The organism is Streptomyces sp. NPDC047014, from assembly GCF_040644195.1.
GTDB lineage: Bacteria > Actinomycetota > Actinomycetes > Streptomycetales > Streptomycetaceae > Streptomyces.
Genome location: NZ_JBEYVX010000125.1, coordinates 1 through 13,556, shown reverse-complemented (window position 1 = coordinate 13,556; position 13,556 = coordinate 1). Strand labels below are relative to the sequence as shown.

The window sequence follows — 13,556 nt, the reverse complement described above, 5'->3', positions numbered from 1 at the left end:
GGCGTGTCCTGAGCCGCTTGAAGCCCCGGCTGCGCCGTGCGGCGCACGGAGCCTCGGTCACGGCGCTGACCGTCGTCGTGGCCCTGATCGCGCCCGCCCGCGCGGCCGACCGCCCCGCGCCTACGGGCGGCCGTAGCTCAGCCGGACCACCCCGTTGCCGAAGGTGTGCGTACCTTCCAGGCGCAGCGGGACCGGCCCGCCGTCCACCGGCGGGAAGAGCGGTCTGCCGCGCCCGATCCGCACCGGGTGCACCAGGATCCGGTAGGAGTCCACCAGCCCGAGCCGCAGGAAGGTGGCCGCGAGATCGGCCCCGCCGAGTGCCAGGTCCCCGCCGGGGGCCGCCTGGAGGGCGGCGACCTCCTCCGGCACGACCTCCCGTACGACCGTGGTGTTCCAGTCGGCGCGCTCCAGGGTGCGGGAGTACACGTACTTGGGCATCGAGCGCCAGATCCCGGCGAAGTCGGCCACGGGCCCGGGGGCCTCCGGGTCGGCGTCGGCGGTGGGCCAGTAGCCGGCCATCAGCTCGTGCGTGACGCGCCCGCTCAGGAAGGCGCCCATGCCGCGCAGCTCGTCATTGAGGTACTGGTGCACTTCCTCGTCGACGAGGTGCCAGTCGATCTGCCGCTCGGGCCCCTCGAAGTACCCGTCGAGGGACACCGACATCATGAGGATGATCTTCCGCATACCGCCTCACCCTACGCCGTCACCCGCCCGCGGGGCCGGTCCCGCGCGGGGCGGTGGGGATACTGGGCGGCGTGAACACCGAACGCGCGACCGCCGACGACGACACCGACGCCTCCGACGACACCGTCCCCTCCGCCGGCTCCGTCGCCCCCTCCGACGACACCGTCCTGTTCCACGTCGAGGGCCGGACCGGGGTGGTCACCCTCAACCGCCCCAGGGCCCTCAACGCCCTCACCCATCACATGGTGCTGCGGATCGACGGGGCCCTCGCCGCCTGGGCGGAGGACCCCGCCGTCGCGCAGGTGCTGATCCGCGGGGCCGGTGAGCGCGGGCTCTGCGCGGGCGGGGACATCCGCGCGATCCACGACGACGCCAAGGCCGGCACCACCGCCTCCGCAGGCTTCTGGCGGGACGAGTACCGACTCAACGCGCGCATCGCCCGCTACCCCAAGCCGTACGTCGCCCTCATGGACGGCATCGTGATGGGCGGCGGCGTCGGTGTCTCGGCGCACGGCGGCGTCCGGATCGTCACCGAGCGCTCCCGCGTCGCCATGCCCGAGACCGGCATCGGCTTCGTGCCCGACGTCGGCGGGACCCATCTGCTCTCCCGCGCCCCCGGCGAGCTGGGCACCCATCTCGCCCTCACCGGCACCGCCGTGGGCGCCGCCGACGCGCTGCTCTGCGGGCTCGCGGACCACTTCGTACCCGCCGAGCGCCTGCCGGAGCTGACCGCCGCCCTCGCCTCCGCGCCCGCCCACGAGGTGCTGCCGCGGTTCGCCGCCACCCCCGCGCCCGGTGAACTCGCCGCCCGCCGGGGGTGGATCGACCGCTGCTACGCCGCCGGCACCGTCGAGGAGATCGTGGAACGGCTGCGCGGCGCGGGCGACCCGGCGGCCGGGGAGACCGCCGGGACGATCCTGGCCAAGTCCCCGACCGCCCTCAAGACCACCCTGGCCGCCGTGCGCCGGGCCGCGGGGCTGGGCACGCTGGAACGAACGCTCGTACAAGAGTTCCGCGTCTCCTGCAACACGCTGACCTCCCCGGACCTGGTGGAGGGCATCCGGGCCCAGGTGATCGACAAGGACCGCTCGCCCCGCTGGTCCCCGCCCTCCCTGGCCGAGGTCACCGCGGCGGACGTGGAGCGGTTCTTCGTCCCGCTCGGCGAGGACCACGAACTGCGCCTGCCCTGACGCCCCGGTCCCGGCATCAGGACCCGACGTACTCCCTCAGGTGCCGGGCCGTCAGCGTGTCCGCCTCCGCCACCAGAGCCGCCGGGGTGCCCTCGAAGACCACCCGGCCGCCGGAGCGCCCGCCGCCCGGCCCGATGTCGATCAGCCAGTCGGCGTGCGCCATCACGGCCTGGTGGTGCTCGATCACGATCACCGAGTTCCCGTCGTCGACCAGCCGGTCCAGCAGGGCCAGCAGCTTGTCCACATCGGCCATGTGCAGCCCGGTCGTCGGCTCGTCCAGGATGTACGTCGAGGACTTCTCCGCCATGCTGATGGCCAGCTTGAGCCGCTGCCGCTCACCGCCCGACAGGGTGTTGAGCGGCTGCCCGAGGCGTACGTACGACAGCCCGACGTCGACCAGCCGTCCGAGCACCGCCCGCGCCTGGCCGGTGGTGAAGAACTCGTGGGCCTCCGCGACCGGCATGTTCAGCACCTCGCTGATGTTCTTGCCGCGCAGCCGGTACGTCAGCACCTCCGGCGTGAACCGCCGCCCCTCGCACTCCTCGCAGACGGAGGCCACCGCGGCCATCATCGCCAGGTCCGTGTAGACCAGCCCGAGGCCGTTGCACTTGGCGCAGGCGCCCTCCGAGTTCGCGCTGAACAGCGCGGCCTTGACCCCGTTGGCCTTGGCGAAGGCGGTCCGGACCGGCCCGAGCAGGCCGGTGTAGGTGGCGGGGTTGGAGCGGCGGGAGCCGCGGATCGGGGACTGGTCCGCCACCACCACGCCCTCCCGCCCGGCCAGGTAGCCGTGGATCAGCGAGCTCTTGCCCGAGCCCGCGACCCCGGTCACCACCGCCAGCACCCCGAGCGGTACCTCCACGCTGACGTCCTGGAGGTTGTGCAGGTCGGCGCCCTTGATCGACAGGTGACCGCGCGGGGTGCGCACCGACTCCCGCAGCCGCGCCCGGTGCCCGAGGTGGCGTCCGGTGAGGGTGCCGGAGGTGCGCAGCCCGGCCACGTCGCCGCTGTAGCAGAGCTGCCCGCCGGCCGTGCCCGCGCCCGGTCCGAGGTCGACGACATGGTCCGCGATGGCGATGACCTCGGGCTTGTGTTCCACGACCAGGACGGTGTTGCCCTTGTCGCGCAGCCGCAGGAGCAGGTCGTTCATGCGCTGGATGTCGTGCGGGTGCAGGCCGGTGGTGGGCTCGTCGAAGACGTACGTGACATCGGTGAGGGAGGAGCCGAGGTGCCGCACCATCTTGACCCGCTGGGCCTCGCCGCCGGACAGCGTCCCGGAGGGGCGGTCCAGGCTGAGGTAGCCGAGGCCGATCTCCACCAGGGAATCCAGCAGACCGCGCAGGTTGGCGAGCATCGGGGCCACGGCCGGGTCGTCGATCCGGCCGATGAAGCCGGCGAGTTCGCTGATCTGCATGGAGGCGCAGTCCGCGATGTTCACGCCCTGGATACGGCAGGACAGCGCGGCGGCCGAGAGCCGGCTGCCGCCGCAGTCCGGGCAGTCGGCGAAGACGACGGCGCGGTCCACGAAAGTCCGGATGTGGGCCTGCATGGACTCGCGGTCCTTGGCCAGGTAGGTGCGGCTGATCTTGGTGATCAGGCCCTCGTAGGTGAAGCCGTTCGCGCCGGACTTCACCTTGACTGCCTCCTTGTGCAGGAAGTCGGCCCACTCCTGCTCGGTGAAGTCCTTGAGCTTCTTGTCGGGGGAGTAGAAGCCCGAGTTCACCATGTTCTGCCAGTACCAGGAGTCGACGGCGTACCCGGGGACGGTGATCGCGCCCTCGTTGAGGGAGAGTTCGCGGTCGACCAGCTGGTCCACGTCGATGTCGGAGACCTGGCCGACGCCCTCGCAGCGCGGGCACATGCCCTCGGGGTTGTTGAAGCTGAACGCGCTCGACGTGCCGATGTGCGGGGTGCCGAGGCGGGAGAAGACGATCCGCAGCATGGTGTAGGCGTCGGTGGCGGTGCCCACGGTGGAGCGCGATCCGGCCCCCATCCGCTCCTGGTCGACCACGATGGCGGCGCTCAGATTGTGCAGCGCGTCCACGTCGGGCCGCCCGAGGCTCGGCATGAAGGACTGGATGAACGCCGTGTAGGTCTCGTTGATCATCCGCTGCGACTCGGCGGCGATGGTGCCGAAGACCAGGGAGGACTTGCCGGAGCCGGAGACGCCGGTGAAGACGGTGAGGCGGCGCTTGGGGATGTCGAGCGAGATGTCGGCGAGGTTGTTCTCCCGCGCTCCCCTGACCTGGATGACCTGGTGGTTGTCGGCGGCGATGTGCACGGCACTCCTCACGGTTGCGGGCGATCGCAGTAACTCTATACGCTGTACTGTGTACGGTGTAGTGAATTACTGGGACCGGGAGTACGGAGGGCCGGCATGGCGAAGGACCGGAGCGGCGCGGGAGATCCCGTCCGTACGCTCGAACTGCTCTGGCGGCAGCCGGGGGAGCCCGCCCGGGCCGGCCGGCGCGGGCCCCGGCAGGGGCTCAGCCCGGACGCGGTGATCGGGGCGGCCGTGGACCTCGCCGACGAGGCGGGCCTGGCCGCGCTGACCATGCGGGCCCTGGCCGAGCGGCTGGGCGTCACCCCGATGACCCTCTACACGTACGTCCCCGGCAAGGCCGAGCTGCTGGACCTGATGCTCGACGCGGTCTACCTGCGCATGGAGCGCCGCCCCCGCGCCGCGGGCGACCCCTGGCGGCTGCGCGTCACCCGGGTCGCCGAGGACAACCGGGACCTGAACCTGCGCCACCCCTGGATCACGGACCTCGCGGTCACCCGCCCGCCGCTGGGGCCGGGGGTGATCGGGAAGTACGAGTACGAGCTGGAGGCGTTCGAGGGTATCGGCCTCACCGACACCGAGATGGACGCCGCCCTCACCCACCTTCTGGGCTTCGTCCACGCCAATGCCCTGGCCGCCGCCGACGACGCCGCGCACAACAGCCGCCAGAGCCAGGAGGACTGGTGGGCCGTCAGCGGGCCGGTGCTGGAAAGGGTCCTGGGTTCCGCCCGCTACCCCCTCGCGGACCGCGTCGGCAGCGCGGTCGGCGGCTACCACCCCCAGCCGATCTGGGACTTCGGCCTCCGCTGCCTCCTGGACGGCCTGTCCCACCTCATCACCTCCCGCGAGGCCGGGTCGGAGGCCCGCTAGCGGGCCTGACCGGTGCCGGGCCCGGCGAGGCCGTCCATGACCAGGGTCAGCAGGTGCTCGCGGCGGGCGGCGATCGAGGGGGCCTGGTCGGTGATCCAGCCGAGCGCGTTGACCAGGGCGAACAGGTCGGTGCCGTCCACGTCGGGGCGGATCCGCCCGGTGTCCTGGGCCGCCCGCAGCAGGCGTCCCGCGGCCTCGCGCATGGACAGGCAGGAGGCGTGCAGGGCCGAGTCGGGGTCACCGAGGGTGGCCATCAGTGAGGCCGGCAGCCCCCGGGCCGCGCTCGCCCCGACGGTGAACGCGCCGAGCCACGCGGCGAGCGAGCGCTCCGCCGGATCGTCGTCGTCCAGCAAGGCGTCCGCCAGGGAGGCGAGTTCGTCGAAGCGGACGCGCAGCAGGGCCTCCAGCAGGTCGTCGCGGGTCGGGAAGTGCCGGTAGAGCGTGCCCAGTCCGACGCCCGCCCGGCGGGCGACGTCCCGCAGCGAGGCTTGTGTGCCCTCCTCGGCGACGACCTGGCGGGCGGCGTCGAGGAGGCGTTCCCGGTTGCGCTGGGCATCGGCGCGCTGTCCCGGCGTAGTGGTCCCATCCGCCATGCGTATTCCTGACGTTGACAATCGGAGCGGTGCTCCGTTTACTTGCGGAGCACTGCTCCGGATCCTACGTGGAGGATGGCATGGACGGTATGGCGGCGGCGGGGACGGCTCTGATGAAGGCCGTGCGGGTGCACACCTTCGGTGATCCGGACCGGCTCGTGCACGAGGAGGTGCCGCGCCCTTCACCGGGGCCGGGGGAAGTGCTGGTACGGGTCCACGCGGCCGGCGTCAACCCGCCCGACGGGTACGCGCGCCGCGGCTTCGCCGATCTCCCGGAGGCGATCCGGCCGGCCTGGCCGCTGCCCTTCACCCCGGGCTGGGACATCTCCGGGGTGGTCGTGGAGGCCGGCGCCGGGGTGAGCGAGTGGCAGCCCGGCGACGAGGTCTTCGGGATGGTCAACTTCCCCGGTCGGGGCTCGGGATACGCGGAGTACGCCGTCTCGCCAACAGGCCATCTGGCGCGCAAGCCCGCCTCGTTGGGGCATGTGGAGGCCGCCGCGGTACCGATGGCGGGGCTGACCGCCCACCAGTTCCTCTTCGACCACCTCGGACTGGGCCCGGACGACGGGCCCGTCCTGGTCAACGGCGCGGCCGGGGGAGTGGGGCACTTCGCGGTCCAGCTGGCGAGGATCGCGGGAGCCGGGCCGGTCATCGGGGTGGCGTCCGGACGGCACGAGTCCTTCCTCGAGGAGCTGGGTGTCGACCGGTTCGTGGACTACACACGGACCCCGCCCGAGGACGCCGTACGCGACGTGGCCGTGCTGATCGACGCCGTCGGCGGCCCGCACGGCCACCGGCTGCTCCCGGTGCTGCGCAGTGGCGGCCGCATCGCCCCCGTCTTCCCCGGCGACTACCACCCGGAGCGCGCCGAGCGGGCGGGCATCACCGTGAGCGGACACCAAGTGCGCTCCGACGGCGGCCAGTTGGCGGAGCTGGCCCGCCTGATCGACGCGGACCGGCTCCGGGTCGGCATCGACTCGGTCTTCCCCCTGACGGAAGCCCGCCGGGCCCACGAACGGGCCGAGCGGGGCCACCTCCAGGGAAAGATCGTCCTCCGGGTCGAGGCGCCCTGACTCAGACGTCGGTGTCGTCGATTACCTGGTAGAGCGTGGTCCAGAAGTCCTGGACCAGGCGGGCCGGGGCCGGGACGGAGAGGCCGACCTGGGTGAGCAGGACGCCGGTGAGGCCGTTGCGCGGGTCGGCGTAGACCGAGGTGCCGGTGCCGCCGTCCCAGCCGAACTGGCCGATGGGCGCGTAGTCCCCGCGGTAGGTCCGTACCGCCATCCCGAGGCCCCAGCCGCCCTGCTGCCCCTGGCCGAGCGACACATGGACGGCGTCGCGGGCCATGGCGGTCCGGGCGGTCTCCTGCTCCGGGGTGAGCCGGTTGGTGGTCATCAGCTCGACGGCGGCCCGGGACAGGATGCGCTCGGAGCCGTGCGTGCCACCGTTCAGCAGCATCCGGAAGTAGGCGTGGTAGTCGTCGGCGGTGGACACCAGCCCGCCGCCGCCCGAGGCGAAGGCCGGGGGCGCGCTGTAGCGGCCGCCCTCCGCCTCGTCCCAGACGGTGAACTCGCCGGTCTCCGGGTGGGGTACGTACGCCGGGGGCAGCCGGTCGATCTTCGCCGCGGGCACGTGGAAGCCGGTGTCCTCCATTCCCAGCGGGTCGAGCACCCGCTCGCGCAGGAACTCCTCGAACGGCCGGCCCGTCACCCGGGAGACGAGCACCCCGAGGACGTCATGGCTGATGTGGTACTGCCACTGCTCGCCCGGCTGGTGCATCAGCGGGAGTGTGCCGAGCCGGCGCATCCACTCGTCCTGCTCGGGGATCGGTGCCGCGTGCCCGGTGAGCTCCAGCTCCTGGATGGCCGCCTGGATCGGCGCCCCGAAGGTGGACAGGTCCATGCCGAGTCCGAAGGTGGAGGTGACCAGGTCCCGTACGGTGACGGGCCGCCGCGCGGGCACGGTCTCGTCCAGCGGGCCGTCGCTCCGCTTGAGCACCCGGCGGTCGGCGAGCTCGGGCAGCCAGTGGTCCACCGGGTCGTCCAGCCGCAGGGCGCACTCGTCCAGCAGGATCATGACCGGCGCCATCGCGACCGGCTTGGAGGTGGACGCCATCCGGAAGAGGCTGTCCCGGCGCATCGGCGCCCCGCCCTCGTGGCGCATGGTCCCCATGGCCTCGACGTGCGACTCCCCGCCCCGGCCGATCAGTGCGACGACCCCGGGGATCCGCCCCGAGTCGACGTAGCGCGCGAGGACGTTCCGCACCCGGCGCAGGCCCGCTTCGGAGAAGCCGCCGTAGTTCTCTCCCATGATGAATCTCCCCGTGAGGTGTTGTTCGGCAACTGCTGAACACTCACGAAGCTACATTGCGTTCAGGGATGCGTCAACGAAGTAGGTCGGCCCGAATCTGCGCTCTACGAAGGCTTGTTGGCCTTGTATTGCAATGGTCTTGACGGTGAATGCAATGGGAGGGCCGATCCGGCATTGCAATGAGCCTGCGGGTGAATGCATACTGCGCCATGGGTACGGGACACCCCGCGCCCGCGGCCGACGACAGAGGAGGGCGGGCGCCCATGCCCGGAGGCAGGCTCACCAGTGAGGACCGGCGGCGTATCGCCGAAGGGCTGGCCGGGGGACTCGGCTACGCGGAGATCGGCCGGCGGCTGGAGCGGCCCGCCTCGACCGTCATGCGGGAGGTCACGCGCAACGGCGGCCCCGACGCCTACCGCGCCGACCGGGCCGAGGAGGCCACCCGGGACCGCGCGCGGCGGACCCGGCAGGACCCGCCGCCGCCGCGGCGGCCGGCGGCCGAGGAGGGACACGGCCGCGACCCGGAGGCGGTGCGGGAGTTCACGGAGTCCTTCACCGTGCTCCTCGAACAGCAGGGGGTCCCCCGGATGGCGGCCCGGGTGCTCGTCGCCCTGTACACCGCCGACTCGGGCGCCCAGACCGCCGCCGAGCTGGTCCAGCGGCTCCGGGTGAGCCCGGCGTCCGTGTCGCACGCCGTCACCTTCCTCGAACAGCAGGGCCTGCTCCGGCGGGACCGCGCCCCCGGCGAGCGGCGCGAGCGCTATGTCCTGGACGACGAGGTCTGGCTCCGCTCCACCCTCGCCTCCGTACGGATGAACGCCGTGCTCGTCGCCGCCTCCCGGCGCGGGGCGGAGGTCCTGGGCGCCGCCACCCCGGCCGGGGAGCGCTTCGGGACCTCCGCCGAGTTCCTGGCCCTCATCGGCGACGCCCTCCAGGAGGCTCTGGACCGGTGGCGCCAGAGCCACTGACCCGCTGTGCCGCCGACCCGCTGAGCCACTGACCCGCTGGGCCACTGACCCGCTGAGCCGGGTCAGCGGTAGCCGGTGGTGTCCGCCGGGCGGCCGGGGTCCTGGACCTCCACCACGTACCGCCAGGCGTCCGGCCGGCTGCCGTCCACGTCCGTGAAGCCGTAGACCTGCGCGAGCTGTCCGCTGGAGAGGGACTGGCCGTTCCAGCGGGACACCTCCGGGTCCCCGGCCAGCGCCGCCACCGCCCGGCCCACGAAGGCGGGAGTCTCGGAGATGGCGAAGTGCGGGGCCGCGCCCAGCGCGTCCCGCCAGTTCTCCTCCTTCACCCCGTAGGCGTCGAGCATGATCTCCGACCGCAGCCAGCCCGGCGTCAGCGCCACCGCCGTGGCCCCGCGCGGGCCGAGCTCGTGCCCGAGCGCGAAGGCCATCCGCAGCACCGAGGACTTGGCGAGGTCGTAGAAGAAGGAGACCCGGTAGCGGGTGGCGTTGTAGTCGGCCGTGCCGTCCGTCATCTCCACGACCAGCCCGCCCGGCTCGCGCAGCAGCAGCGGCAGCGCGAAATGGCTGGTGACGGCATGGGTCTCCACCGCCAGCCGCATCAGCCGGAGCCCCTTGTCCAGATCGTGCTCCCAGACCGTGCTGTCCCACTCGAACAGCATCTCCCCGCCCCAGATGTCGTTCACCAGGAGGTCGAGCCGGCCCTGCTCGGCGTCGATCCGGGCGACCAGCGCCTCGACCTCGGACGGCACCAGATGGTCGGCGACCACCGCCACACCCCGGCCGCCCGCCGCCGTGACCAGCTCGGCCGTCTCCTCGATCGTCTCGGGCCGGTCGTACTCCGAGCGCTTCCCGCGGGTGCTGCGCCCCGATACGTACACCGTCGCGCCCCGCGCGCCCAACTCGACCGCGATCCCGCGGCCCGCTCCCCGGGTGGCCCCCGCGACAAGGGCCACCCGGCCTTCGAGACTCTGCTGTGTGTCCGGCATGCCCCGACCCTACGACGGCCCCTCCCGCCCCGGCCGCACCCGCGGCCCGGGCGTCCGGGTGGCGCGGCGGCCTTGTCCAACCCGGGTGCCCCGCAGCACTGTTGAACGGTATCCGCCCCTCAGGTCAGGAGCCCCGGTTGCCGCCCCACACCTCGCCCGCCCCGCACACCCCGCCCCTCCCGGACGGCCCGCACGTGATCGACCCCGCCGGCGGCTGCCCGCACGCCCTCAACGCCCGGCTGCGCGCCGGGCGCGGCGCCGTCGCGGAGGTCGTACTGCCCGGCGGGGTGCCCGGCGCGGTGGTCCTGGGCCATGACGCGTTGCGGGACTTCCTGGCCCACCCCGACGTGGCCAAGGACGCCCGGCACTGCCCCGCCCTGCACGACGGCACCGTCCCCCGTGACTGGCCCCTGCGGGTCTTCGCCAACGCCCGGGGCATGCACACCGCCGACGGCGAGGACCACCGGCGGCTGCGCGCCCTCGTCGGCAGGGCCTTCACCGCCCGGCAGGTCGAGCGGCTGCGCCCGCGCGTGGAGGAGCTGACCGCCGCTCTCCTGGACGACCTGGAGCGGGCCGCGGCCGCCTCCCCCGACGGCGTCGCGGACCTGCGCGAGCACGTGGCCCTGCCGCTCCCGATGAGCGTCATCTGCGAACTGCTCGGCGTGGACCCCGAGCACCGGGGCCGGCTGCACCACCTGTCCCATCAGGTGATCGTCGCCACCGACATCAGTCCGGCCGAGGCGATGGCCGCCGTACGGGAGCTCGTCGAGCTCATGGGCACGATCGCGGCTGCCCGCCGGGCGGCCCCCGGCGAGGACCTGACCAGCGCACTGATCGCCGCCCGCGAGGACGACGGCGACCGGCTCAGCGAGGCCGAACTCATCGGCACCATGCGGCTGATGCTCGTCGCCGGCCACGAGACCACCCTCAACCTCATCAGCAACGCCGTACGCGCCCTCTGCGCCCACCGCGACCAGCTCGCCCTGGTCCAGGAGGGCAGGGCCACCTGGTCCGATGTCGTGGACGAGACGCTGCGCTGGGACGGCCCGGTCAGCTGGTTCCCCTTCCGGTACCCGACACGCGACCTGAGCTTCGGCGGCACCGTCATCCCGAAGGGCACCCCGGTGCTCGCGGGTTACACCGCCGCCGGCCGGGACGAGGGCTTCCACGGCCCGGACGCCGACCGCTTCGACCTCACGCGCCCCACCCGCGCCCGCAGCCTCTCCTTCGGGCACGGTGCGCACTACTGCGTGGGCGCCCCGCTGGCCCGGCTGGAGGCGACCATCGCCCTGGAGCGGCTGTTCACCCGCTTCCCCGGGCTGGACCTCGCCCTCCCCGAGGGGGAACTCGCCTACCAGCGCAGCTTCATCGGCAACAGCGTCGACACCCTCCCCGTCAGGCCCCTGCCGCGCCCGCCCCGCCCGGCAGCTCCCGGTCCGGCAGCCGGAAGCCGTTGAACAGGCCGTCCATCCCGCGCAGGGCCAGCCGGTCCGGGGTGGCGCGGACCGCGAGGTTCCGCGCCGCCACCGCCAGCGGATCGCGCAGCACCCCCAGCCGGCCGACCCGGCGGGCCCGGACACGGACGGCGTCGGTGCGGGCGTGCCGGGCCGCGGTGTAGGCGGCGAGGGCGGCCGGGACGTCCTCGCGCCCGGCGCCGGCGAGGAGGTGGGCGAGGACGGCGGCGTCCTCGATGGCCTGGCAGCCGCCCTGCCCGAGGTTGGGGGTCATGGCGTGGGCGGCGTCACCGAGCCAGGCGATCCGGCCGTGGTGCAGCCGGGGGAGCGGCCCCGCCAGATCGTACAGATCGTTGCGCAGCAGCTCCGCCGGGTCGAGGCCGCCTACGAGGTCCAGCAGGGCCGGGATCGGATCGTGCCAGCCGCCGAAGAGCCGGCGGAGCACGGCGACCGGATCGGCCGGGCGGCTGCCGGCCGGGGCCACGGCGGTGGCGTAGAGGTAGAACCGGCCGTCCGAGAGCGGGGTCACGCCGAAGCGGCGGCCCGGCCCCCAGGTCTCGCTCATCGCCGGTGTCCCGGCGGCACCGGGGGCGTCCACCATGGTCCGCCAGGCCGTCTCCCCGACATAGCGCAGCCCCGGGTGCGCGGGGAAGAACGCCCGGCGCAGCGGGCTGTGGATACCGTCCGCCGCGACCACCAGATCGGCCGGCAGCCCGGACCCGTCCGCCGTCCGGACGACCGCCCGGCCCGCCGCGTCGTCCACACCGGTCACCGTGGCCCCGTAGCGCAGAGACTCCGGAGGCAGGGCCGCGGCCAGGGCGGCCGTGAACTCCGGGCGCGGGACGGCGATCGGCGCCACCCCGTAGCGGGCCGCCATGTCCGCGGTCGCGGACCGGGTCAGCCACCGGCCGCCGGGGCTGCGCACCCCCATCGTCGCGGGCACCGAACGGCCCGCCGCGTAGGCGGCGTCGATCCCGATCGCGTCCAGCGCGCGCAGGGCGTTGGGCGCGAGGCCGATCCCGGCGCCGGTGGCCGGGGCCGAGGGCGCGCGCTCGCAGACCGTGACCTCCCAGCCCTGCCGGTGCAGGGCGACGGCGGCCGTCAGCCCGCCGATCCCGGCCCCGGCCACCACCGCGTGACGCCTCGCCATGGAACCACCCCTCCTCCGCCACGGGCACCCCCGCGGCCCCCGCGCCACTCTAGGCTCGCGCCGCCCCGTGGTCAGCCCAGGGCCCGGACGCGTACGTCGACCCGGTGCCAGCCTGTCGCCCCGTCCGGGACCGTGCCCGAGCGGACGCCCGTCTGCACGGCGCCCGTCCCGTCCGTCGCCCGTACCTCCAGGGTGTGCGGGCCGGGCGTGGCCTCCCAGGACCACACCCACTGCCGCCAGGTGTCCACCCCGTCCGCGGCGCCCAGCCGCGCCTCCCGCCAGGGGCCGCCGTCCACCCGTACCTCCACGCGCGCGATGCCCCGGTGCTGCGCCCACGCCACCCCGGCGACCGCCACCGGGCCCGGGGCGGGCGAGGAGTTCGGGCGCGGGGTGTCGATCCGCGACTGGGTCTTCACCGGCGCCCGCGGCGCCCAGGAGCGGCGCACCCAGTAGGCGTCATAGGCGGCGAAAGTGGTCAGGCGCAGCTCGGTCAGCCATTTGCAGGCGGAGACGTACCCGTACAGGCCCGGGACGACCATCCGGACGGGGAAGCCGTGCGCGAAGGGCAGCGGGGCGCCGTTCATCCCGACGGCCAGCAGCGCGGCCCGGCCGTCCATGACCGTCTCGACCGGCGTGCCCAGCGTCATGCCGTCCACCGAGCGCGCCACCAGCTGGTCCGCCGGACCGCCCCGGGACGGCGGCCGTACGCCGGCCTCGCGGAGCAGGTCGGCGAGGCGTACGCCCAGCCAGCGGGCGTTCCCCGCGTACGGGCCCCCGACCTCGTTGGACACGCAGGTCAGGGTGATGTCCTGCTCGACGAGAGGCTGGGCCAGCAGCTCGCGCAGATCCAGGGTCAGCGGCCGGGTCACCCCCTCGCCGTGGAGGCGCAGCCGCCAGCTCCCGGCGTCCACGCGGGGGACCACCAGGGCGGTGTCGACCCGGTAGAAGTCCCTGGCCGGGGTGAGGAACGGGCCCACCCCGGGCACCCGCAGATCCGCCCCGGCGGGCACCGGCGGCGCGGGCACGGCGGGCGGTGGCAGGACGAGCGCGGCGCGACCAGCGCGTGGATCCTG

The 13,556-nt window shown here is 73.9% G+C and carries 12 protein-coding genes; 5 read left to right on the top strand and 7 right to left on the bottom strand.

Annotated elements, in window-relative coordinates; all coding sequences use genetic code 11:
• Nucleotides 1-120: 120 nt before the first annotated feature.
• A complete protein-coding gene (locus ABZ873_RS32280; protein ID WP_360879780.1) occupies nt 121-684 on the bottom strand; it encodes a dihydrofolate reductase family protein in 564 nt (187 codons plus the stop codon).
• Nucleotides 685-755: 71 nt separating this feature from the next.
• On the opposite strand from ABZ873_RS32280, the gene ABZ873_RS32275 reads away from it, so the two are divergent.
• Nucleotides 756-1,874, top strand: coding sequence for an enoyl-CoA hydratase/isomerase family protein (locus tag ABZ873_RS32275; RefSeq protein WP_360879777.1), 1,119 nt, complete (start codon nt 756-758; stop codon nt 1,872-1,874).
• A 16-nt stretch (nt 1,875-1,890) separates the two neighbouring features.
• Here the strand turns inward: ABZ873_RS32275 and ABZ873_RS32270 are convergent, their stop codons facing one another.
• Nucleotides 1,891-4,152 (bottom strand): excinuclease ABC subunit UvrA, encoded by a 2,262-nt coding sequence (locus ABZ873_RS32270; protein WP_360879774.1) that lies wholly within the window; start codon nt 4,150-4,152, stop codon nt 1,891-1,893.
• A gap of 96 nt (nt 4,153-4,248) precedes the next feature.
• Between ABZ873_RS32270 and ABZ873_RS32265 the strand changes: the two genes are divergently transcribed.
• Nucleotides 4,249-5,022 (top strand): TetR/AcrR family transcriptional regulator, encoded by a 774-nt coding sequence (locus tag ABZ873_RS32265; protein ID WP_360879771.1) that lies wholly within the window; start codon nt 4,249-4,251, stop codon nt 5,020-5,022.
• Here ABZ873_RS32265 and ABZ873_RS32260 read toward each other — a convergent pair.
• Nucleotides 5,019-5,615: a helix-turn-helix domain-containing protein gene (locus ABZ873_RS32260; RefSeq protein WP_360879768.1), complete on the bottom strand. Its 597-nt coding sequence runs from the start codon at nt 5,613-5,615 to the stop codon at nt 5,019-5,021. The genes ABZ873_RS32265 and ABZ873_RS32260 overlap by 4 nt on opposite strands.
• An 80-nt stretch (nt 5,616-5,695) precedes the next feature.
• On the opposite strand from ABZ873_RS32260, the gene ABZ873_RS32255 reads away from it, so the two are divergent.
• Entirely contained in the window at nt 5,696-6,688 is a 993-nt protein-coding gene (locus tag ABZ873_RS32255) for an NADP-dependent oxidoreductase (protein ID WP_360879765.1), read from the top strand.
• Nucleotide 6,689: 1 nt separating this feature from the next.
• On the opposite strand, the gene ABZ873_RS32250 is transcribed toward ABZ873_RS32255, so the two are convergent.
• Nucleotides 6,690-7,925: a serine hydrolase domain-containing protein gene (locus tag ABZ873_RS32250; protein WP_360879762.1), complete on the bottom strand. Its 1,236-nt coding sequence runs from the start codon at nt 7,923-7,925 to the stop codon at nt 6,690-6,692.
• 263 nt (nt 7,926-8,188) lie between these two features.
• On the opposite strand from ABZ873_RS32250, the gene ABZ873_RS32245 reads away from it, so the two are divergent.
• On the top strand, nt 8,189-8,893 hold the full coding sequence (locus ABZ873_RS32245) for a helix-turn-helix domain-containing protein (RefSeq protein ID WP_360879759.1): 705 nt from the start codon (nt 8,189-8,191) through the stop codon (nt 8,891-8,893).
• A gap of 62 nt (nt 8,894-8,955) precedes the next feature.
• Here the strand turns inward: ABZ873_RS32245 and ABZ873_RS32240 are convergent, their stop codons facing one another.
• Nucleotides 8,956-9,879, bottom strand: a complete 924-nt coding sequence (locus ABZ873_RS32240; protein WP_360879756.1) for an SDR family oxidoreductase — start codon at nt 9,877-9,879, stop codon at nt 8,956-8,958.
• A 137-nt stretch (nt 9,880-10,016) separates the two neighbouring features.
• Between ABZ873_RS32240 and ABZ873_RS32235 the strand changes: the two genes are divergently transcribed.
• Nucleotides 10,017-11,336 carry a cytochrome P450 gene (locus tag ABZ873_RS32235; RefSeq protein ID WP_360879753.1) on the top strand — a complete coding sequence of 440 codons (1,320 nt, stop codon included), beginning with the start codon at nt 10,017-10,019 and terminating at the stop codon, nt 11,334-11,336.
• Here the strand turns inward: ABZ873_RS32235 and ABZ873_RS32230 are convergent.
• Both ABZ873_RS32230 and ABZ873_RS32225 read right to left on the bottom strand, forming a co-directional pair.
• A complete protein-coding gene (locus ABZ873_RS32230; RefSeq protein WP_360879750.1) occupies nt 11,275-12,483 on the bottom strand; it encodes an FAD-dependent monooxygenase in 1,209 nt (402 codons plus the stop codon). The two genes, ABZ873_RS32235 and ABZ873_RS32230, sit on opposite strands and share 62 nt — an antisense overlap.
• 71 nt (nt 12,484-12,554) lie before the next feature.
• Nucleotides 12,555-13,556 (bottom strand): molybdopterin-dependent oxidoreductase (locus ABZ873_RS32225; protein WP_360879747.1); only part of this gene is annotated, 1,002 nt, incomplete at its 5' end.